The sequence below is a fragment of the Bacillus sp. AFS098217 genome, assembly GCF_002551815.1.
Classification (GTDB): domain Bacteria; phylum Bacillota; class Bacilli; order Bacillales; family Bacillaceae_G; genus Bacillus_A.
This window is the reverse complement of the sequence record NZ_NVPR01000044.1, coordinates 21,731-42,480: the sequence shown is the minus strand read 5'-3', so window position 1 is coordinate 42,480 and position 20,750 is coordinate 21,731. Positions and strand designations below refer to the sequence as shown.

Annotated in this window: 19 protein-coding genes and 4 pseudogenes; 17 read left to right on the top strand and 6 right to left on the bottom strand. The window is 33.0% G+C overall.

Annotated elements, in window-relative coordinates; translation table 11 throughout:
- Nucleotides 1–27: 27 nt before the first annotated feature.
- Nucleotides 28–793: pseudogene (locus tag COO03_RS12760) on the bottom strand (DUF975 family protein).
- 534 nt (nucleotides 794–1,327) lie between these two features.
- Here COO03_RS12760 and COO03_RS26435 point away from each other — a divergent pair.
- Nucleotides 1,328–1,408, top strand: a pseudogene (locus COO03_RS26435) (IS6 family transposase); the annotation flags it as partial.
- A gap of 108 nt (nucleotides 1,409–1,516) precedes the next feature.
- Nucleotides 1,517–2,746 (top strand): MFS transporter, encoded by a 1,230-nt coding sequence (locus tag COO03_RS12755; RefSeq protein WP_097897540.1) that lies wholly within the window; start codon nucleotides 1,517–1,519, stop codon nucleotides 2,744–2,746.
- Between the two features lie 247 nt (nucleotides 2,747–2,993).
- Here COO03_RS12755 and COO03_RS12750 read toward each other — a convergent pair whose 3' ends face one another.
- Nucleotides 2,994–4,166 carry an oxalate decarboxylase family bicupin gene (locus COO03_RS12750; protein WP_154724610.1) on the bottom strand — a complete coding sequence of 391 codons (1,173 nt, stop codon included), beginning with the start codon at nucleotides 4,164–4,166 and terminating at the stop codon, nucleotides 2,994–2,996.
- Nucleotides 4,167–4,478: 312 nt separating this feature from the next.
- Between COO03_RS12750 and COO03_RS12745 the strand changes: the two genes are divergently transcribed.
- Complete coding sequence (locus tag COO03_RS12745) at nucleotides 4,479–5,279, top strand: VOC family protein (protein ID WP_097897539.1); 801 nt, start codon at nucleotides 4,479–4,481, stop codon at nucleotides 5,277–5,279.
- A gap of 143 nt (nucleotides 5,280–5,422) precedes the next feature.
- The gene (locus COO03_RS12740) at nucleotides 5,423–6,142 is read left to right on the top strand and encodes a DUF4386 domain-containing protein (protein ID WP_097897538.1); all 720 of its coding nucleotides are present in this window, start codon (nucleotides 5,423–5,425) and stop codon (nucleotides 6,140–6,142) included.
- 7 nt (nucleotides 6,143–6,149) lie between these two features.
- Here COO03_RS12740 and COO03_RS12735 read toward each other — a convergent pair whose 3' ends face one another.
- Nucleotides 6,150–6,734 carry a Crp/Fnr family transcriptional regulator gene (locus tag COO03_RS12735; protein WP_097897537.1) on the bottom strand — a complete coding sequence of 195 codons (585 nt, stop codon included), beginning with the start codon at nucleotides 6,732–6,734 and terminating at the stop codon, nucleotides 6,150–6,152.
- Between the two features lie 692 nt (nucleotides 6,735–7,426).
- Between COO03_RS12735 and COO03_RS12730 the strand changes: the two genes are divergently transcribed.
- The 7 genes and pseudogenes from COO03_RS12730 (at nucleotide 7,427) to COO03_RS12700 (ending at nucleotide 11,582) form a co-directional block, all read left to right on the top strand.
- Nucleotides 7,427–7,747, top strand: coding sequence for an ArsR/SmtB family transcription factor (locus COO03_RS12730; protein ID WP_097897536.1), 321 nt, complete (start codon nucleotides 7,427–7,429; stop codon nucleotides 7,745–7,747).
- A 79-nt stretch (nucleotides 7,748–7,826) separates the two neighbouring features.
- Nucleotides 7,827–8,753, top strand: coding sequence for a DMT family transporter (locus COO03_RS12725; protein WP_097897535.1), 927 nt, complete (start codon nucleotides 7,827–7,829; stop codon nucleotides 8,751–8,753).
- A gap of 145 nt (nucleotides 8,754–8,898) precedes the next feature.
- Nucleotides 8,899–9,153, top strand: a pseudogene (locus COO03_RS27595) (hypothetical protein).
- 170 nt (nucleotides 9,154–9,323) lie between these two features.
- Nucleotides 9,324–9,911 (top strand): GNAT family N-acetyltransferase, encoded by a 588-nt coding sequence (locus tag COO03_RS12715; RefSeq protein WP_373605248.1) that lies wholly within the window; start codon nucleotides 9,324–9,326, stop codon nucleotides 9,909–9,911.
- A gap of 230 nt (nucleotides 9,912–10,141) precedes the next feature.
- Nucleotides 10,142–10,597 carry a DUF1453 family protein gene (locus COO03_RS12710; RefSeq protein WP_097897533.1) on the top strand — a complete coding sequence of 152 codons (456 nt, stop codon included), beginning with the start codon at nucleotides 10,142–10,144 and terminating at the stop codon, nucleotides 10,595–10,597.
- A gap of 80 nt (nucleotides 10,598–10,677) precedes the next feature.
- Nucleotides 10,678–11,181, top strand: coding sequence for a DUF3189 family protein (locus COO03_RS12705; RefSeq protein WP_097897532.1), 504 nt, complete (start codon nucleotides 10,678–10,680; stop codon nucleotides 11,179–11,181).
- A gap of 188 nt (nucleotides 11,182–11,369) precedes the next feature.
- Nucleotides 11,370–11,582 carry a hypothetical protein gene (locus COO03_RS12700; RefSeq protein ID WP_097897531.1) on the top strand — a complete coding sequence of 71 codons (213 nt, stop codon included), beginning with the start codon at nucleotides 11,370–11,372 and terminating at the stop codon, nucleotides 11,580–11,582.
- A gap of 132 nt (nucleotides 11,583–11,714) precedes the next feature.
- Here COO03_RS12700 and COO03_RS12695 read toward each other — a convergent pair whose 3' ends face one another.
- Nucleotides 11,715–12,431: a hypothetical protein gene (locus COO03_RS12695; RefSeq protein ID WP_170958167.1), complete on the bottom strand. Its 717-nt coding sequence runs from the start codon at nucleotides 12,429–12,431 to the stop codon at nucleotides 11,715–11,717.
- 610 nt (nucleotides 12,432–13,041) lie between these two features.
- On the opposite strand from COO03_RS12695, the gene COO03_RS27055 reads away from it, so the two are divergent.
- The 4 genes from COO03_RS27055 to COO03_RS12675 all read left to right on the top strand — a co-directional run bounded on the left by COO03_RS27055 (nucleotide 13,042) and on the right by COO03_RS12675 (nucleotide 14,928).
- Nucleotides 13,042–13,203, top strand: a complete 162-nt coding sequence (locus COO03_RS27055; protein WP_154724611.1) for a hypothetical protein — start codon at nucleotides 13,042–13,044, stop codon at nucleotides 13,201–13,203.
- Nucleotides 13,191–13,646, top strand: a complete 456-nt coding sequence (locus tag COO03_RS12685; RefSeq protein ID WP_097897529.1) for an NUDIX hydrolase — start codon at nucleotides 13,191–13,193, stop codon at nucleotides 13,644–13,646. Before COO03_RS27055 ends, COO03_RS12685 begins: the two co-directional genes overlap by 13 nt.
- 157 nt (nucleotides 13,647–13,803) lie before the next feature.
- The gene (locus COO03_RS12680; protein WP_097897528.1) at nucleotides 13,804–14,271 is read left to right on the top strand and encodes a GNAT family N-acetyltransferase; all 468 of its coding nucleotides are present in this window, start codon (nucleotides 13,804–13,806) and stop codon (nucleotides 14,269–14,271) included.
- 252 nt (nucleotides 14,272–14,523) lie between these two features.
- Complete coding sequence (locus tag COO03_RS12675) at nucleotides 14,524–14,928, top strand: GrpB family protein (protein ID WP_230322431.1); 405 nt, start codon at nucleotides 14,524–14,526, stop codon at nucleotides 14,926–14,928.
- Between the two features lie 331 nt (nucleotides 14,929–15,259).
- On the opposite strand, the gene COO03_RS12670 is transcribed toward COO03_RS12675, so the two are convergent.
- Nucleotides 15,260–15,700, bottom strand: a complete 441-nt coding sequence (locus tag COO03_RS12670; protein WP_000686752.1) for an Lrp/AsnC family transcriptional regulator — start codon at nucleotides 15,698–15,700, stop codon at nucleotides 15,260–15,262.
- Nucleotides 15,701–15,822: 122 nt separating this feature from the next.
- On the opposite strand from COO03_RS12670, the gene COO03_RS12665 reads away from it, so the two are divergent.
- On the top strand, nucleotides 15,823–16,245 hold the full coding sequence (locus tag COO03_RS12665) for a carboxymuconolactone decarboxylase family protein (RefSeq protein ID WP_097897527.1): 423 nt from the start codon (nucleotides 15,823–15,825) through the stop codon (nucleotides 16,243–16,245).
- 197 nt (nucleotides 16,246–16,442) lie between these two features.
- The gene (locus COO03_RS12660; RefSeq protein WP_097897526.1) at nucleotides 16,443–17,879 is read left to right on the top strand and encodes an IS4 family transposase; all 1,437 of its coding nucleotides are present in this window, start codon (nucleotides 16,443–16,445) and stop codon (nucleotides 17,877–17,879) included.
- Between the two features lie 226 nt (nucleotides 17,880–18,105).
- Here COO03_RS12660 and COO03_RS12655 read toward each other — a convergent pair.
- A pseudogene (locus COO03_RS12655) lies at nucleotides 18,106–20,578 on the bottom strand (Tn3 family transposase).
- Nucleotides 20,579–20,750 lie beyond the last annotated feature (172 nt).

Sequence of the window (20,750 nt, the reverse complement as noted above, 5' to 3'; positions counted from 1 at the left end):
TTTATAATAACGATTTGATAAGATTATCTAACCCTTCTTTGTAAATGTTGTTTCTTCCGCAATATTTTCTCTGTTAGCTAAAGTTAAATAAAAATGAGATACAGTTGTATTGTAGTATGGGGAAATCCATAAGTATGGGATGCTCAAAGTGAAAAGTCCTATAAAAGACCCTAAAATAAACCAACCAATAAAACTTAACCAAAGTATGAATAAATCTAACTTATGACCTTTCATCATTTCTTTGCTCTTTTTAATTGCTTCACTTGCCGTATATTCAGGATTCTCTAACAAAATAAAATAAGCCATAGAATAGGAGAAAAATTTTATAATACCCGGAATAATGAATAATAAACTCCATAAAATGATAAATATGGTTTGCAAGATACCAAGCTTCATAGATCTAAATAAATTATTTTTCTTAAATCCTTCAAATAAATTACCAATTGTGGTAGATTCATTTTTTGCTAAACACAATGTAAAAGTTATAATATCCGTAACTCATAACACTTTGTGCAGCAATATAAATGATACATAAAATAGCTAAAAAAATATACAGAGAAGAATCAACAAAAAAAGCGGATATTGTACCTATTTGAGGTTCTCCTGTAATCGAATAGTCTATCGAAGACTCACGTATCATGTCAAAAGATAAACCAAACAACAGAGTTAGTAATATTCCAATAAAATACATACCTACTGCAGGAATGACATAATGAAGAAATGTTGTTCCCACTCCTAATCCCCAACGGCCTTTCAACGAAGATAAGGCTGCCCTTTTTAAATCACTAATCACTTTAGTTCCACCCTTCAAATTTTTTATCCTCTAATATATGAATTGCCATATAACATAGAGAATAATAACATTTTTAAGAAAAAATAACATTATGTATTAAATCAATCTTAAAACATCGAGACTAAAAGGGAAAAGGGTGCATTGATAGATGTTTATAAACCATTTCACTATCTTACAAAGATTCACATTTCATTTTTCGCATATGACCTCTTAAAATAAACGGCTCAATTAAATTTATTTTCGCTGGATTATCAAATGTTGGAGTAATTTTAAAATCAAATTTATTAGGTATATTTTAGGTATCACCATATACCTATCAAGCTAAGATTTTGAAAAATCCCAAAACAAAAATTTTATATCCCTACAGTTATTTATGAGAATTTAGCTCGTTTTTTCGTTTTAGGGAGAATATATTTCTTAACTTGACGGCGATGTGGTGATACCTCTAACTGTAAATTAAGAAAATTATTTTGAGTTTCCCTATGGTTGATTTCATCAACGAAAGTCAACTTTAAATCCATGGTTTATGTAGAAAAGTGCTTTTTTAGGAAAGCTTTGCGGTCTTTTCATGTTTCAAAGCCTCGTGTTATCACAGTAGACAAGAATCTAGCCTACAGTAACTATTTTTATAATTTTTTAAAAATTTGTTATATAATCTAAAAAGAGCAATTGTTTTAGTTATACTGTAATCAATTAAAATTCAGAAAGAAAAGGAGTGACAAATTGAATTCTTGGAAAAATCCTATTCTTTTATTATCAGGAATAGGCATCTCATACTTAGGAAATTGGATTTACCTAATTGCACTTAATATAGCAATTTTAAATTTAACAGGTTCAGCCACAGCCGTTGCAGGTCTTTATATCATTAGGCCAATTGCAATATTAATTACGAATACATGGTCTGGGAGTGTAATTGATCGAGTTAACAAAAGAAGGTTAATGATATTTATTGATATTGTTAGAGGAATTTTGATTATGTTAATTCCTTTTATAGGCTCATTATGGTTTATATATTTATTACTCTTGCTAGTTAATATCGTAGGGGCATTTTTTGGACCAAGTTCAACTATTTATATTACTAAATTAGTTCCGTCAGAAAAACGTAAAAGATTCAATTCAATTATGAGTATGACCAATTCAGGTGCCTTTCTAATTGGTCCAGCAATTTCTGGAATTCTTATCATGTATTTTGGTACGGATTTATGTATTATTATTAATGCCATTACTTTTTTAATTTGTGCGTTGTTTATATATCTACTTCCTAATGTAGATAAAGATATAGGGGAAATACGAGAACCTATTCATTTGAAAACTCTAATTGAAGATTGGAAAACAGTGAAGAAATTCATCCAAAATGCAAAATATTTCATTGTGGTGTATTTATTATTTCAAGGTGCAATGTTAATTGGATTTGCATTAGATTCACAAGAAGTTACATATATTAAACAAAACTTAAAATTAACTGATAGAGATTACGGAATAATAGTAAGTATAACGGGAATTGGTGCATTAGCTGGAGCATTTGTTGCAGCAGTTTTGGCTAAAAAAATTCATCTAAAGTTATATATAGGTGTTGGAATGTTACTAACATCTATAGGGTATGTGTTTTTTTACTCATCCTTTAATTTTATCGCTGCAACTTTTTCATTTGCTTTTCTAGGTTTTTTTATGGCTTTTGCAAACACAGGGTATGCAACCTTTTTCCAAAGTAATGTACCAATAAAAATTATGGGTAGATTTGGAAGCCTAGCTGATATGATTCAAGGTTTTATTCAAATAGTCTTCACACTTCTTCTAGGGTTTTTGGCAGAGTGGTTCTCATTACAGCTAATTTGTATTGTCTTTTCTATTGTGGGTACATTATTTGCTACCATTCTTTTTGTAACAATCTTAAGACCTTCAACGCTTTTAGACAAGGATTCCCCTCCCTCAAGGAACGTGAAGGTGCAATAGCACCAGTGAGTAAGTGGGGAGGAATTTCCTTTTTGCGTAATTGAATATTCTTTATTTTCGGTAAATGACAAAGCGGTGTAAGACCGCTTTGTAAAAAGATCAAAGAAGAGGAGATGAGAATTCTATCATTTTGTCCTTGCCAATAACCCTATCAAGCAGCATCACTAGATAGATAAGGAGTTCCATCTTAACGTTAAATCCGAATGTAATGAAAAGAGATAAGAGTAAATAAGATTGATATAATCATCTATTTGTATTTGACAACAGGCCATTTTTCCTTGCGTAACTCGTTCATCAATTCTGGACCTACATGTAAGTGTTCCTCTACTAGCTCTTTTGGAGTCAGCGCCATCCATTGGTTCAATGACACGTCAACAAAGCGATTACTCTTGAACATCTCCAGAAACCATAAGCTTTGATGACCTGTGTTTTGGATGTAATGTCCCATGGCGAACGGTACATATCCTACATCGCCGGCCCGGTAATTAAAAGTTCGAGCTGTGCCATTCGCTGCAAATACCGTCATGCGTCCAGTTCCTGAGAGGTAATATTGCCACTCATCGTTATTCGGATGCCAATGCATTTCCCTCATTCCGCCTGGCTTGATTTCCACCAACGCTGCCGCAATTGTAGTTGAAGTGGGGAAGTTGGTGGAATCAACTATACGTACCGCCCCGCCCGGAGTTACAATCGGATCTTGTGCAAGCAGCCGATGTGTGAAGCTTTTTGGCACATTACCATAAGGATCCGAAATCTTCTGACTTTCCAGCGTGCCGGGCACCTTTGCTTGAAAAATGTATCGTTGTTTTGTAGGTATATGAGCGAAGGCGCTTTCCAGTACACCGAAATTCGCAGCCAGCACGTCCCTTGGTGTGTGGGCGAACCAATCAGTAATAGAGAAGGTGTCGAAATCGGAGAAGTTGCCATCGTCGAACACGAGCAGAAATTCACAACCTTCCTCCAGCCCTTGAATCGAGTGTGGAATTCCGGCTGGAAAGTACCACAAATCCCCTGCGCCGACATCGGCTATAAAATTCCGTCCGTCCTGGTCGACCGAAGTGATTCGTGCCCGCCCTAAAATCATATAGGCCCATTCAGCTTGCTTATGCCAATGTAACTCACGCACACCGCCCGGCGTTAGACGCATGTTCACCCCCGCAAGCGTGGTTGCGATCGGTAGTTCTCTAATCGTTACTTGCCGTGACCAACCGCCGTGATTTAACTGCATATTGGTGTCAGAAAAAGAGAACTTTAAATTAGGGATCGTTCCGGCGTCGGTGACCGGTGGAACTAACATGTCAGGGTTTTCAATATCTCTCATGATATCCCGGGGACCAAAATCGGTCGCGCCAGCGCCATCATCTCTTATAGGATGCGGTATATTTCCATACACAGTTTTATTCGAAGGTCGTGATTCCACAAAACATACTCCTTTCTTATTACAAAGTACTGCAATGTCTGTATTATTGCTTTATGTATCATATAGATAGGATATGTATGGTTCCTTGTACCAATATATGATATAAACATGTTTGGTATGCAGGTATACAGAATAAAGGAAACGGTGAGGAAATGACGATGTATATCTTATTTTATTCCAAAGCTACACTCAGTCCTTTTACTACAAAAGTTGTAGTTTTTTAATTGTAATTTCACTCTTCAGATGGATTTTTTCTGTTAGTTATTCAAATAAAATACTAAATAGGCATAATAAATTTGGAGGTTGATTACAATGATTACACACATTTCAGATATAAAGTTACAAACACTTTCTATAGAAGGAGTAAAGCAGGTTTACCGAGATATACTATCTTTACCAATAAAAAAAGAAACTGCATCATTTGTTCAATTTCAAATAACACCTTATACAACAATTAGTTTTCATGAAATATATGAACCCATCGTGCCAACTCACTTTGCTTTTCAAGTCCCATTTTCAAAATTTTTCGAAACAGCAAAGTGGGTTGAAGAATCAGGCCTACTTATTGCTAAATGGAAGGACGGTCACACAATTGATGAAGAAAATGGTTGCTTGAATCTATACTTTCGTGATGGAGATGGAAATCTTCTTGAAATTATTGCTCATAACTATGTGGAAGAAGATGTTTTAATTCCACATTCACCTCTCAACGTTTTATACATAAGAGAAATAGGTCTTCCAGTTAAAAGTGTACCTGCATTTACAAAGTGGCTAAAATCAAATTTACGCATGAATACAATTAAAGACGGAGAGATTTTCAATTTTGTAATTAGCGGAACAGCATATATTGTTGCGAATTCGTGGAATAGACCTTGGCTCCCAATCGCAATGAAAGCTTTGCCACCGAAAATACACGTTTCTTTTGGAACACCGAATCTTTCATTCTTACAAGAGATTCAAGAGGATTTTCGGCAAAACAACGTTCCATTTGATTTTTATAATAATGAGGTATCGTTTATTCAAGAAGGATATTCATTTTCCGTACAGTATACCACAGAGTTTCACTCCGATATCCCGAGTAAATTAAAACTACCACTTTCTATTAAAAAGTAGAACGTGGTAGTTTTAATTTGTTTCAAAGTAATATGTATAATTGTAAAATCCCAAAATGATTTAGATTCTTGATTTAAGTCAATGACCAGTCATAATCTTCCTATTAAAATAAAACCAAACATTGTAATATAGGAGGGTATATTATGGATACATCAGTAAAAAAACAATCATATCAACGAAAATCTGCTCTCATTGCAGGCATATCACTTATTATCATGACAATTACTGCATTTTTTTCCTATGGTTTCGTCCATGGAAGCCTTGTGGTGCAAGGAGATGCCAGCGCCACTTTTAATAACATTAAGTTATCAAATATGCTTTTCAAAGCTGAAATCTTTGGGTGGGTCATCATCCTGATCACTGACATTGTGGTCGCCTGGGCTTTTTATATCTTTCTGAAGCCAATTAACCAAAGCCTTTCATTGCTTGGTGCATGGCTCCGTCTCACTTATGCGACTATATTGGGCACTGCCATACTGAATTTAATCTTTGTATTGCTTCTCTCGAAAAATACAGACTATTTATCATTATTTAAAATCGATCAACTTCAGGCACATATGATGTTGTTTCTTGAAGCATTTGAATTTATTTGGTCTATAGGATTGATCATTTTTGGCGGGCATCTCATGATTGTAGGATATTTGACACTCAAATCAGATAGAATACCTAAAGTCATTAGTATCTTATTGTTACTTGCTGCAATAGGCTATATTGTCATTAACTTATTTAGCGCGATTCTTTCACAATATGATACGGTAATTTCAATTCTTAAAATTGGATTTAGTGTACCAATGATTGTAGGAGAATTGGGCTTTGGTATATGGCTGCTATTCAGAGGAGGAAAAGTCCCAAAAGGTGTATAACAACTTCCTAAAATTTATCTTTTTTAATTCGTTTCTTGATTCTACTTAATGATTCTGGGGTAATACCAAGATAACTCGCCAATTGATGTTGGGGTACACGATTGACTAAATGAGGTCGTTTCCGTAATAGTGCTTTGTAGCGTTCTTCTGGTGTAGATGCAATAAACAAAGCCAATTCATCTTGTACCTCACCAAAGTTGTGCTCGATCATTTGGCGTGTCATTGTTTCCAATTGTGAGTGTTTATTATACATGTCCTTTTCGGTGTCGAGGTCACCAACGACCAATATACAGTCTTCTAAACAAGTTAAAGAGTACACGGATGATTTATCCTGTTTATGATGATTGAAATTCGAAATGGCTTGTTCTTCTGTGTAAAAATTGGATGTGACCTCTTTTCCCATTTTATCTATAGAATACTGCCTTACACATCCCTTCAATACAAAATAACATTTGATCGGAACATCTCCTTGTCTAAGGAGTATTGTTCCTTTTTTATATTCTTCAATTTGTACATCTTCAACGATTGCCTGTTGTTCTTCTTCGTTTAGTGTTGTAAATCTAGTTATATACTTCATTAATATTTTTTTCATTTTATTCTCTATTCAACTCCTTTGATTAAGTCATTATGATTAACATCATTTTTGTATTACAAAACTTCTTAGCAAGCTATTCAATAAATAGCTTTGAACTTTCTTTTTTCATTATAAATCAACTTTAATATATTGGTTGATTGATTGGGAAAAATAATGGTTCTATGCTACGACTTATTATGGATGGTTTAAAACGAATTCAAGATAGATTAATCCAAGAACAAAAGTACATCCAATTTGAATGTAACAATTCAAAAAATTAGCATTTAAAGAATTCTATTTTTCAGGGTATCTAATGAAATATAAAAACAATATCAATTTCCAAAAAAATATTTACAATTTATGGTTTTTAGAATAAACTTCTAATTATTGAGTTGTTAATTACAAATAAATGGAAAGTTTGTGCGTTATATCTAATGTAACAGGGGCTAAGTTTAGTTATGAAGAAGTAGGTATAGATGAAATTGATTTAGATTTTACTTGAGAAAACTGGATATCGATTCATTGTTGTTTACAGAAATTTTAATAGTAATTACAGGATGAATTTGATCAAGAACTTGAAGTAGAAGAGCGTTTAAGCACATAAGAAAGTACCCTAACTGTTAATGATTTGATTAAAGCAGTACGTACATGCCTCATAGGTTTAAATATTTAAACGTGTTTAAAATATTATAATGATAAGGATGTAGATTATGGAAAATTATGAATGCAAAAACAGAGAGAATATATTAGAACAATTTAGATTAACGACACCGATTTTTCAAGCGTTAGGTGATATTAATAGACAACAAATAATCATGGTTTTACTTAAAAGTGATAGCCTTAATGTAAATCAAATAACTGAAAACATGAGTATTTCTAGGCCTGCTGTATCTCACCATTTGAAAATTTTAAAGCAAGCAGGCTTGATTATTCCAAACAAAAATGGGAAAGAAACTTATTATTCTTTAAGTACGAATGAATTTTTGAAGCATATTAAAGAGTTAGTATCCGCAATTGAAGCAGGATATTAATTTTCTAATATTCATGTTTATAAGTTTGAACGTATAAACACGATTACGATGAACTTTGAAAATAGGGGGGAGTTAAAAAATGCAAAGTCACAGCAATTCAAACAAAATATACTTTTTAATGTTATTAGTGCCTTTGTTTTGGGGCGGTTCATTTTCAACGGCAGAACATGTAGTAACGGAAATTCCACCTCTCGTAGCTGCGACACTTCGTTTTGGGATAGCTGGCATCATACTCATGATTTATTTAACAATTAAATCAGAATGGCACATAGCTTCTTTAAAGAAAAGATGGAAAGGTTTATTACTAGTTTCATTGACTGGAATTTTTGGATATAATGCACTTTTCTTTTTGGGTGTAAATTATACTTCTGCAATCAATGGTTCTTTAATCATTGCAACAATGCCTATCTTTGTCACGTTAGGTGCGATAATTTTTTTAAATGAAAGATGGAATAACAAAGTAGGAATAAGCTTAGCTTTATCATTAATTGGTGTTGTTATAGTTATTACAAAGGGATCTCTGGATATGTTACTTTCATTAGCTTTTAATATAGGTGATGTATTGTTTATTGCAGCCTTAACATGTGGTGTAATTTATGGTCTAGTTGGCAAATCCATAATGAAAGACGTATCACCTTTGTTCGCTACTACAATTATGACTGTAATAGGAGCCGTCTTCCTTGCAATTGCTTCAATATTTGAAGGTGGATGGGGAAGTGTTCCAAGTATGTCAGTTCAAGGATGGCTAGAGATGTTTTATATGGTCATATGTGGAACTCTTGTTGGATATATTATATTCAACAAAGGCGTGGGACAGATTGGAGCAAGTAAAGCAAGCATATATTTAAATCTTACTCCAATTGTAACTACATTAATTTCTGTTTTATTCTATGGTTCCACAATGACTTGGAAACAAGTTATTGGAATGATATTAGTTTTATTAGGTGTCTATATCGCTACAGCAAAAACTACAAAGCAAAGTAAGAGTGTTTCCTTAAATAATTAAAGAAATAGTGCTACCCCATTAAATGAATCTTTACAAGGAAATATAAGGTATTTAACAGGATTTCCATATTTTGATCCTTTTCTAACCACAATAGAGATGATAATTCAACAACAAGATTTAACACTAAAATAGTGGAGTTGTTAAAATGAATCTTAGATGGAATAGAGAAAATGTTATGTTTGAGACATTGAGAGAGGCTGAAGTATAGGCGGACTCGATAGGGAATGAAATATATGGATGGGTCTATGATGGTTATGTTACGCCTGATTATAAGATAGCCTATGCGCTCTCTTTTCAACTAGCTCAAGTCTCTCACTTTAAAGTTCATACAGAAATAGACGTAAATAATGAACCTTGGTTGTATAAAGTATGGGTTATTTCTTCTACTGAAACACCTTAGTAATTAGCTAAGGTGTTGTTTTATTACTGAATAGAAAAAGTTGTCTAGTTGTAAGTGTGTTTGGTGCATATTCTTTTTATATCCTTGCAATATAAAAAGGTCTTCTTATATTGATATCGAAATATATTAGAGGAATAAGAATATTAAAACGCTATTTTATGGAGGATTTTATGGAAATTCGACAATATAAACAAGAAGATGAAACAGGATGGGTACGTTGCCGAACATTATCATTTTTAGATACCGCTTACTATGACAATGTTCTTAGAGAAAAAGAAAAATATGAGAATCCTGCTATCGAATTAGTGGCGGTACATGATGGAGAAATAGTTGGATTAATTGATATTGAATACGAATTAGAAGAAGGCACAGTTTGTTCAAAAGGGATAGGTCTTGGTGGTATGATTTGGCATATTGCTGTCCATCCAGATTTTCGTAGACAAGGAATAGGGAATCGACTTTTATATGAGGCAGAAAAATTAGCAATCAAACATCAGTTAAATCGATTAGAAGCTTGGACAAGGGATGATATGTGGGTACATCAATGGTACGAAAAAAATGGATTTTTAAACACTGATTCCTATTTACACGTATATATGGATGAGGAAAAAGAGGTAAATGGAGTACTCAAAAGCAATACACCCAACTTATTCCCGATTCAAGCATTTGCACACTATGTTGGAAAAGATAGAGAAGATATACAAAAACAGTTTAAGCGAGTACATGAATGTTTTTGCTTTGTAAAAACACTCAATTGAACCAACTTTTAATAGGTGGAATAACAAATATTTTCTTCAAGAAACAAGAAAAAGGCGCTCAACATGAGCGTCTTTTTTTATATATCAAAGCTCTATAAATCAGCCTACAGTCTGATGATTGCTTTTTTTCATCTTTTATAATCAAAAGGTATTACCCTGTTTTCGAAAGTATGGAATGGTTAGAGCTGAATATAATTTTTAATATTACAGTATGGAATTGGGGGAGAAGCATGGATATCATTCTTGTTATTCTTGTCATTGTTTTATTGCAAGGAAGAGAGCGTAAAGTAAAAGTCAATCGTCTTTGGCTTGTTCCAGCTTTGCTTCTATACGTAACCATTCAATCCATTATGCATATGGGAGCTTTAAGCTTATGGGAAAGCATTATATTTCTTACAACCTTCTTAATTGGCTTAGGACTCGGTGTGGTAAGAGGGAGATTGTTAACATTCCGATTGGATAGTGAAACGGGCCATGTATTACGGAAAGGAAATTGGGTAAGTACCATTTTTCTTCTTGTTATTTTAGGAGCAAAAATTTTTATTAAACAAAGCATGTTTTTAGGTAACACACATTATGCATTAACAATTGTGACAAATGCTTTTTTATGTATGACGCTTGGTACTATCATTAGTAGAAGATATTATATTTGGAGAAAATATCAAGAATTAACGAGTAAGGGATAGAAGTAGTTCCTCCTTTGATTAGTAAATGTAAAAACGGTGATACTAATAGACAATGAACGTTTACGACAAGGGATGATACAATGATTTTTATTTATACCGACTTTGGTGGAACACATACAACTTCACTTGCAGCAGCATATCATTTGAACAAACTTCCAACTGATCGGAAATTAACAAAAGAAGAAATTTTAAATGTAGATTATTTCAATAAACTTAAAACTTCTGATATGGGAAAAATTATTTTTCACGGACGAGATGAAGGAGGAAACCCAGTTTACACAATAGGACATGGAACATCAAAGTTAGTTGTTCCAGCTATGAAGAATTTAGGAGAAATTCTTCAACAGCAATATCACAACAATGAAAAAATCATTTTTTCAAATACATCACCAACAGTGCCACTTCCTATGACTTTTGGAGGCTTATTTTCAAGAAGGTTACATATTGATTTTATTGGCGTTCCATTACTCGTATGGGGAGCAAAGCTTTGTTGTGATAATGTACAACGACTTGTTAGTTATACAAAAGAAGCTGGAAGAATGACTAATGATTCTGTTGTTATTTTAGAAAATGAAACTTTTTAGGCTAAACTCCCTTTGCTATAAGGGTATTTAACCTTTATTCTTGTGCTTATAAACATTATCACTTTTTTAGTGCTCTTAATTTAAAACATAAAAAAGGACCGTTTTTTAAACTGTCCTTTTTTTGCTAATTTAACTAAAAATAAATACACAAAATAAGCAAATTATTTATTTGAGAAGGCGGGAGAGAGATGGGGCAATTTTCAGTATATTTTCATTTCACAAATGAAACATACAAAAAGTGTGAGATAGAAAGTGAAAGTCGTGCAGAGTTGATTCATAAAATTGAAGAAAGTAAATGGTTTGAAGACGGAGAATGTATCATTAATTTAAGACACGTTACATATATAAAAATCAAAGAAAAGAATACAACAGTGCGAAATACAACACCAAGAGTACTATGAGGTCGTGTCTTCTAGTTTTATTTTTAATTAAGCCACTGCTATGGGGCATCGACTGACATGGATGCTCTCTTTTTATTTTGAATAAAATGGACATTTAAATAGAAGCACAGGACTATAATGTGTCCTGTACTTCTATAACAATTCGACTTTTTTTCGAATGACAATCTTATCAATATCGTCTTCTTCATCTCCAATAAATAAACCGCGCTCTTTCAAATATGTTTCAAAATATAAATCTGCTTCCGCACGCTCATCATAAGGTTTTACAGATAAAACAAATCCTAGTTTATTTTGTTCTTCTAAATGAGAAGTGGAGATATAAGCTGGAATGTTATGACGTAAAAAGAGTTCCTTAACAGGAATAATCATATCCTTCATCAATTTTGATAACATGCTCAGTTCAAAATCGAAGTTAAAGCGATCAATACTAGATAAGTCCGCGAATACAACTCCAATAAATCCAGTATTAAATACTTCTTGATATTCTGCTTCTTGGTCATTGTCACCATAAAAATTCTTTTCAATTAAATAATTTTTAAAATAAGCAATGCCATCTGCTTGTTCAAACGGTTTTGTTGAAAGAACAAAACCAATCTTCTTTTGTTTATGTAAATACACACAAGACATATGTGCAGAAATAGTATGCTCTTTAAATAAAGAACTTGTTGCTCCTGCAAGACCATCTAATACATGATGGACAATTTGAAGCTTTTTTCGAGCGAAATAATAGGATTTTTTCTGTAATTCCAATGTATCAATAAAGACAGAGCCAATAAAGCCTGTATTTGAGATAGTAGGTGTATGCTTTTTTCTTCCTCTGCGCTTATTTTGAGCCATTGTAAAAATCATCCCTTCAAGTACGATTAAAATAAAAAGAACATTTGTTCGTATATCTATATTTTACTATTTAATCACTATAAAGTAAAGGATTTTTCACTAAAATAGCAATAAAAAAGACACCTATAATAAGGTGTCTTAACGCAGTCGAGAAGAGGGTTCAACCCACTTTATTTGCAATTTATATTATGAAACAGAGACCAGTTCTTCTGCATCTTCTACATCTAAATGACAATCCATTGTACGTACATCTTGATCTTCATGACTTCCGAAATAAATAGTAATTTTCATATGTATCGCTCCTTTATTCTAGGAATACCTAAAATAATTACTAGTAATGTTACTGCCTATTATATACCATTTTCTCCATTCCGACAATCTTATCCATATCATAAGTTTATTTTGTTAATATTAAGAATAATAACTTAAATATTAGTCTATTTTTACTAAAAGATCTTTTTACATTATTAATATTTTGGATCTTACTATATAAATTATTGTTTTGTTTTAACAGCGTCATTGGTGAGAAATAAAGAGTGATAGAATTGAGAAAATTGACAATTGTATAACAAGGAAATTATTATGGTTATAATTGGATATTATGTTTGAAAGGATGGGTAATATGAATATAGTAACAGTTGTACCACGTATATATGTTTCAAACCTACAATCTCATCTAGATTTCTATAAAACTTTATTAAAACAAGAAACACCTCATGAATTTCAAATAAATCAAACATGTGTCGCTAGATTCTCAAAGGAGACATATGTATGGGATATATGATGGACTTGCGTAATTTGGTCGGAAGTAGACCTTTAATTATGGTCGGGGCGTGTATACTTGTTATAGATAATGAGCAACGAGTTTTATTACAACTTCGAAAAGATAATGCGTGCTGGGGACTAATTGGTGGTTCTATGGAGTTAGGAGAAACACTCGAACAAGTAGCTCGTAGAGAATTACTCGAGGAAACAGGACTAACAGCTGAGAATCTTACATTAATTCATACATATTCAGGGGAAGCTTTTTATTATCAATATCCTCATGGCGATGAAGTTTATAATGTTGTGACGGCTTTTGAATGTAAAGAATATAACGGTTATTTAAGGCATGACAAAGATGAGGCAACTGAACTTCAATTTTTCTCTTTATATGATTTACCAAAAAATATAAGTCCGCCAGATAGACCTGTACTCGAAGATTATAAATTAAAATACACCTTATAAGAATGGGTGGTTTAAAGAAACCAGTTTTAAAATACAACTTCAAATAAAACAACACTTTAGCCGATTACTAAGGTGTTTCAGCAGAAGAAATAACCTATCCATTGTAGAGAATTTATAAAATTATATTCAGAAAAACTAATAGAAGGAGAAAATAGGAATGAACATACGTATCAAACAACTTAAAGGTAATGTAGTTAATCAAGAATTCATAAAAGAAATTATAGAATTGTGGAATAAAAATGCTATAGAAACTGCAGAATGTGAACTAGATGAGAGTGATAGGAAGGCTATCCAAGAGCAAATAGAACAATATATTCAATCGAAATATGGTGTAGTTTTTGTAGCAATTAATGAAAACCATCAGACTATTGGCTATGGTATTGCTTCTGTGAAACAAGATTTAGTTAGCGATATATTATATGGTCAAGTAGATGAAGTTTATGTAGCATCAGAGTATCGAAGACAAAAAGTTGCTAAAAACTTAGTAGATGATTTAATGAATTGGTTTAACCAACAGGATATTTCTTTGATCCATGTTTATGTCGATTTAGAAAATGAGCTAGCTTTAGAGTTTTGGGAGAAGATGGGGTTGGATAAGGAGTTTTTTATTCTATCAAATAATTAATTTATAATAAAAAGCTATATTAAACTGGGAGATATTTGTTACCTAATAAAAATTAACCATGGAATAAGAAAACGCTGGGATTTCTAAGTTTGTCCAAGCGTTTTTGTATGTTATTTATATTAATTGCTTTACTATTCCTAATGAAATTGTTAATTTTATTGTTTTGGGGAAGCATTCTTTTTTAGTTTGATAGCGATGTACTGAGATTCCTATTAGGAAAAAAATGAAATTATGACGGGGAGGACGACGGCAATGGCTGAAAAAACAAGAATAATAGAGATTAAGCCATATAACCCTGAGTGGAAAACAGAATTTAAGAAAATCAAAAAGATGATTGAAAGCTGTATCGGGGATTTAATTTCAAGAATTGAGCATGTAGGAAGTACTTCTGTTGAAGGATTAGCAGCAAAACCAATTATTGATATTGACGTAATTATAGAGAGTTACGATTTGTTACCTGACATTATAGAGCGATTAGAAAAAGAAGGCTATCAACATCAAGGTAATCTAGGAGTTGAAGGACGTGAAGCTTTTCAAAGAAATAATGAAGATAATTTCATGAAGTACCATCTTTATGTTTGCCCAAAGGATGGGAAAGGGTATTTAGAACATGTCGCTTTACGGGATTATTTATCAACTAACGAGGCTGCGCGGTAAGAATACGAAGAACTAAAATATCGATTGGCTGAGAACTATCGATATGACGTTTATCGTTATTGTGAAGCTAAAGCAGATTTTGTAAACAAGATTTTAAACAACACGCTTTACAAAAATGAGAATTGCTGCTTGTAATAGAAAAGACTGTTCATAAAGGGGTCACCATACATGCCCATCAACTTAAGGATTTTATAACACCCCCAAAACAAAAAATCTCACTTCTTATCTGAAAAAAGATAAGAAGTGAGATTTTTTTGGATACTACCAATAATGATAGCTTATGTTAACTAGATATTAGTTGGACAGGTTAGTTGAACAACCATTATAGAAGTCAGTCTGAATTGATCCTTAATTTCGTCTGGACCTGAGAAAAAATGAAATGTGTTACAGTATGGGCATATGGATTTACAGCTTCAATGAATTCTTCTGCTTTAGCAAAAGTGTCGAATTGCATTTTAAGCATATAACAAGCGTTTCCAGCAATTCGATAACAAAACTCTACATTTGGTAGACCCTCAATATATTTCTTAAAAGAATTATAGTCTCCGTTTTTAACTGTTGCTTCTATTATACATTGGATAGGAAGTCCTAATTTTTCATAATCGACTTCTAAGGTGTACTTCTTTATTATTCCGAATGACTCCATTTGTCTTACCCGTTCTGTTATAGATGGAGAAGACAAATTGATTCTTCTTCCAAGTTCACTCATTGATAATCGACTATTTTTGCTTAATTCTTCTAATATTTTTTTATCAATATCATCTATTTTCATTTTTAAGGGAAATCCTCCTATTTTCATTAATTTGTTTAAAAATTAATAGGAAACTAGTTTTAAATTTAATGTGATGGAATAAATTTATTTGATATTATAAATATTACCAGGAGGTATTAACTGTGACAAGAATTAATGAATCTAAATTCGGAGAGACCCCTTTTCAAAAACTTTTAGGACATAACAAAGATATATTGAACGGATGGACTCAATTGGGGGAAGTTTTGGAGAAAGATGGGAATTTATCCTCTCAGTTAAAAGAACAAGTAAGGCGAACTTTAGCACAAAGTAATGGTTGTGAGTATTGTAAAGCAAAAGGAAAACCTGAACCCCATTTATTCAATAATAAAATATCTATTGCAGTTGGCTTTGCAGAGGTGTTTTTAAAGCAACAAGGGGATATATCAGACGCTACGTTTAATGTTTTAAAAGAGTATCTTTCTGACGTAGAAATTAGTGAGCTTTGTGCGTTTATTACGTTTACTACTGCTTCACAGTATTTTGGCGCAATGTTAGCTTTAAAACCGCCCCAGGAAGAGGTTTAGAAATGGAGAAATACTCTACATGGAAAGAATATTTTTATGATATAGTTAGAGCTATTATACTATATAAGTAAGATTAAACTATTTATTGTACTAGGGGTCCTACCACATCACCATCAAGCTAAGGTAATTTTGTATCTATATAACGAGAAAAGCGCTATTCTTTTTGTAGAAATATACAGAAAGGATGGCGTTTTTTTATGAATCTCTCGATTCAAGATGAACTACAACCATTTGCGGAAGAATTACAACGATATGTTACTCCTGTATTTTTAGAAGAACTTGCTAGAGAACTCGAATTTATAAAGCGAAAACGTAAGTTTTCGGGATTAGACTTAGCTGCTATTTGTATTTGGATTAGTCAACGGGTGGCAAGTGATCCATTAGTCCGATTATGTAGTAGGCTTCATGCAGCTACCGGTACTTTACTTAGCCCTGAGGGCTTAAATAAACGTTTAAATGCTAAAGCGGTTTTGTTATTACAACATATTTTTTCTTTACTGTTACAACAAAAAGTGTGTGAACAAACGCAAATTTCTAACCATCTCTTCTCTTATTTTAAACGAATTCGTATTCTAGATGCCACCCTATTTCAAGTGCCAAATTCTTTAGAGAATGTATATCCAGGCTCTGGAGGATGTGCCCAAACAGCCGGAATCAAAATTCAATTAGAATATGATCTGCACAATGGGGAATTTCTTAACTTTCAAGTTGGACCAGGGAAAAATAATGACAAAACATTTGGTACAGAGTGCTTAGATACCTTACGACCAGGAGATTTATGTATTCGTGATTTGGGTTATTTTTCATTGGAAGACTTAGATCAAATGGATCAACGAGGTACATACTATATTTCTCGTTTGAAATTAAATACAAATGTATATGTGAAAAATCCAAACCCGGAATACTTTAAAAATGGTGCAATAAAAAAACAATCGGAATACATACAAATTGATGTAAAACAGATTTTAAACCAACTACCCCCCGGAGAAACATTTGAATTAAAACATGCTTATATTGGTGATAAACAACAACTGTTTTCACGTGTTATTTTTAATCGATTAACAGAAAAACAACTTCAAAAAAGACGAGCGAAAATCTTGGAGAAAGAAAAATCCAAAAATAGAACGTACTCAGAGAAAAGTAAAATGGTAGCGGGATTAAACGTGTACGTGACGAATACACCTTGGGAATGGGTTCCAATGGAACAGGTACATGAGTTATATACTTTGCGTTGGCAAATAGAGATTGTCTTTAAAACATGGAAATCACTCTTCAAAATAGATCATTATCGTCATGTAAAACAAGAACGATTAGAGTGCCACTTATATGGAAAGCTAATCGCTATTTTCCTATGCTCCTCTACTATGTTTAAAATGCGCCAACTTCTTTTGCAAAAGAAGAAAAGAGAATTAAGCGAATATAAAGCGATAGGAATGATCCAAGATTATCTATATCTTTTGTATCAAGCTATACAGAAAGACACTCAAGAAATAACAAAGATTCTAATCCGTCTATTCCACCTACTACAGAAAAATGGGCGGAAATCTCATCGATATGAGAAGAAAACAGTCTTTGATATTATGGGTGTTGTCTATGAGTATAGTAGACTTAGAAAACAAAAAAAAGCTGCATAATTTAAAAAATCCAACCCATTAGGGTTTATTTGGTATGCATATTTTTAAATTATACTCCTATTTTAAGAATGTTTTAACCCAGCTGGACGAAAGTTCAGTTTGTTTCCATCCTTAAGTTGATGGGCATGGGGTCACCATATCAAAAAAAGAAAATTGTACGTTTAGACACAATTTGGACGCATTTTAGCCGGTTCCCTGTACGTTAAGGAACCGGCTACTTACTTTACTACTTTTTTATATAATTTTTCTCTCGTAATGGTCTTAGATTATTAAAATTTGTTTTTTCATTTAAGTTCCAAACATAATCACCTGTCAACGTAATATGTTCCCATCCAAGTGGAGATATATGTTGTAAATATTCTTCTGGAATGTCCACGCCTTTTGCACGTAAAGCATCTACTGCACGTGATATATATACCGTATTCCATAATACAATTGCTGAAATAAGAAGTTGCAAACCACTTGCTCTATGTAATTGATCCTCATAAGAACGATCACGAATTTCCCCTAATCGATTAAAAAATACAGCTCGAGCAAGTGCATGTTTTGCTTCACCTTTATTTAAACCAACCTGTACACGTCTTCTAAGCTCAGGACTTTGCAACCATTCTAATGTATATAAAGTTCTTTCAATTCTTCCTATCTCACGCAAAGTTACAGATAAGCTATTCTGCCTTGGATAGGCCGCAAGCTTTTTGAGAATAAGAGAAGCTGTGACGGTTCCATTACGAACAGAGCTAGTTAATCGTAATAAGTCATCCCAATTTTCTTTTATTTTCTTTGTATGAATTGTTCCACCAATCATAAATTCTAGATGCGGTTGATTTACGGGCTTTTCAAAAGTATAAATTTTATTTTTACTAAACGTTTTAATTCTAGGAGCAAATCGAAATCCTAACATATGACACATGGCAAAAACATGATCTACAAAGCCTGCTGCATCCGTATAATGTTCTTCAATTTCCAAATCTGTTTCATGATATAGTAGTCCATCAATAATATGTGGCGCTTCTTCTGAAGAACTAATAACTTGTACATAAAATGGGGCGTATTGATCTGAGATATGTGTATAAAAACTTAATCCTGGATCTCTACCATGCTTTGCATTTACTTGTGCCAAAGGACTAGATTGACCACCGGCCCTAAAGAATTGTCCATCAGAAGATGAAGTCGAACCATCTCCCCATTTTCTCCTTTAATTCTTTCCATTTTTCTTGAGGTAAAAGATATTCTTCAAAATCCTTATATTGTCTACTTCCTACGACCCACATGTCCCCAGAACGAAGATGATTACATAATTCTGAAAAGATACCGAACTCATAGTAATGACGATCAATACCATTTTCTTTCATCACATGCTTGAACCATTTCGATTTGAGAAAATCCATCGGAGCTGTTTCAGGGATTTTTCTTTTTCCTGTTTGGTTTATTTCTTTCAACATCTCTAGGGCCTGAAATAAAGTATGGCTCGCTTTAGAGGCTTTAAATACATACGTTCTTAATAATCTAGGTGCAAACTTCCGAAAATGTCCATAATGATTATCTAGTAGATCTAAATAGTCAAATTCTGCTGGTCTGTATAGTTCTTCAGCCTGTTCTACTGATTGTACAAATTGTTCCCATGAAATGATAGATTGTAAAGATTCAAATGGGTCTTGTTCTAATTCTTTTGCTTCAATTAAAGCCTTTCCAACTTTTGCGTATAAACGAACCTTTTCATTAATCGCTTTTCCGTCCTTTTGAAAATGTTCCTTATGTTTCTTTTCTCCGCGATTAAACATTCTACCCATTAGTTTCTCAAGCATCTCTATTCCCTGATCTGTTAAAAAAGCATATATATGAATGAGAAAGGCCATAAGAGTTGCATGTCGTTTGAGCTCATGAAACCTAGATAAATGTTGATTGGAATAACGTGATCCTTCACGTGCCATCTGTAGCAATCGATTCTGATGCACTTCTCTACCGTTATCTAAAGGTAAATTTAATTTTTGGATAAACTCTATTCGATCCATAATCTTGTGAAAGTTTTTAACAGAAACAACACCTGAAGGTTGTCGAAGCCATGATAAATACGAAAACTTGTATCCTTTTCCTACACTTAATAACTTGTCTAGTTGCTTACATTGAGAAGGAATAAGGTTTCTTGTTAATTGTTTAAAAATCTTTCTATATGCTCGTTCACGTACAGCCCATGCTAAATGTTCAACTGCATATATAGCTGGTAGAATGATTTTTCTTTTCCTCATGTCTGTAATAAGAGCTTCTACTAAAAGATGTCCTTGATCTGTTTTCATTGCTATAGGGAGAAGCCAACGTGCTAACTCTCGATATTCTTTTAAAGTAAATGTCCGAAATCCTAATGTACTTCTGATTTTACTCAAATGTTCTCGACGAGTTGCATCACGCCCACGTGCATAGTTCTGTATAGCTGAAGGTAAAATCCTTAGTTGTTTAGCAATCGTATGTACAATAAAATCTGGAACTTTTTCATTTGCAGATAATGGTCTCCCAGGAAAGCGTAAGTAAGCAATTTGTATGGCAAAACCTAATCGATTGGCAGCACCGCGTTGCTTATTTATAATTTGCAATTCTTCATCAGATATTGTGTAATATCGCAGAATTTCTCTCTCGTCCATATGCTCAGGAACTCCATAAAAGTATTCCCTTTGTTCTGTAGTAAGAAGCTCTCTCGTTTTCAACGGCCCATTTCCCTTCGTATAGTTATAGTATTTATTATAGAAGTAATTTAATGTTTTAAAAATTAAAATTACTTCTATAAGAATAATCAAATTTAGCAATTGCTACAAAAATACAAAATCGTTTATAAAGGTATAGTTATCGGGATTCAATAGTAGTTGTACAGCCTAGGAA

Bases quoted from the DNA above. Each gene is read 5' to 3' on its own strand.
- COO03_RS27055 (WP_154724611.1), top strand. From the start codon at position 13,042: ATGAATATAGTAACAGTTGTACCACGTATATATGTTTCAAACCTACAA.
- COO03_RS12675 (WP_230322431.1), top strand. From the start codon at position 14,524: ATGGCTGAAAAAACAAGAATAATAGAGATTAAGCCATATAACCCTGAG.
- COO03_RS12700 (WP_097897531.1), top strand. From the start codon at position 11,370: ATGGGGCAATTTTCAGTATATTTTCATTTCACAAATGAAACATACAAA.
- COO03_RS12740 (WP_097897538.1), top strand. From the start codon at position 5,423: ATGGATACATCAGTAAAAAAACAATCATATCAACGAAAATCTGCTCTC.
- COO03_RS12685 (WP_097897529.1), top strand. From the start codon at position 13,191: ATGGGATATATGATGGACTTGCGTAATTTGGTCGGAAGTAGACCTTTA.
- COO03_RS12715 (WP_373605248.1), top strand. From the start codon at position 9,324: ATGGAAATTCGACAATATAAACAAGAAGATGAAACAGGATGGGTACGT.
- COO03_RS12670 (WP_000686752.1), bottom strand. From the start codon at position 15,700: ATGAAAATAGATGATATTGATAAAAAAATATTAGAAGAATTAAGCAAA.
- COO03_RS12730 (WP_097897536.1), top strand. From the start codon at position 7,427: ATGGAAAATTATGAATGCAAAAACAGAGAGAATATATTAGAACAATTT.
- COO03_RS12660 (WP_097897526.1), top strand. From the start codon at position 16,443: ATGAATCTCTCGATTCAAGATGAACTACAACCATTTGCGGAAGAATTA.
- COO03_RS12725 (WP_097897535.1), top strand. From the start codon at position 7,827: ATGCAAAGTCACAGCAATTCAAACAAAATATACTTTTTAATGTTATTA.
- COO03_RS12745 (WP_097897539.1), top strand. From the start codon at position 4,479: ATGATTACACACATTTCAGATATAAAGTTACAAACACTTTCTATAGAA.
- COO03_RS12735 (WP_097897537.1), bottom strand. From the start codon at position 6,734: ATGAAAAAAATATTAATGAAGTATATAACTAGATTTACAACACTAAAC.
- COO03_RS12695 (WP_170958167.1), bottom strand. From the start codon at position 12,431: ATGATTTTTACAATGGCTCAAAATAAGCGCAGAGGAAGAAAAAAGCAT.
- COO03_RS12705 (WP_097897532.1), top strand. From the start codon at position 10,678: ATGATTTTTATTTATACCGACTTTGGTGGAACACATACAACTTCACTT.
- COO03_RS12710 (WP_097897533.1), top strand. From the start codon at position 10,142: ATGGATATCATTCTTGTTATTCTTGTCATTGTTTTATTGCAAGGAAGA.
- COO03_RS12680 (WP_097897528.1), top strand. From the start codon at position 13,804: ATGAACATACGTATCAAACAACTTAAAGGTAATGTAGTTAATCAAGAA.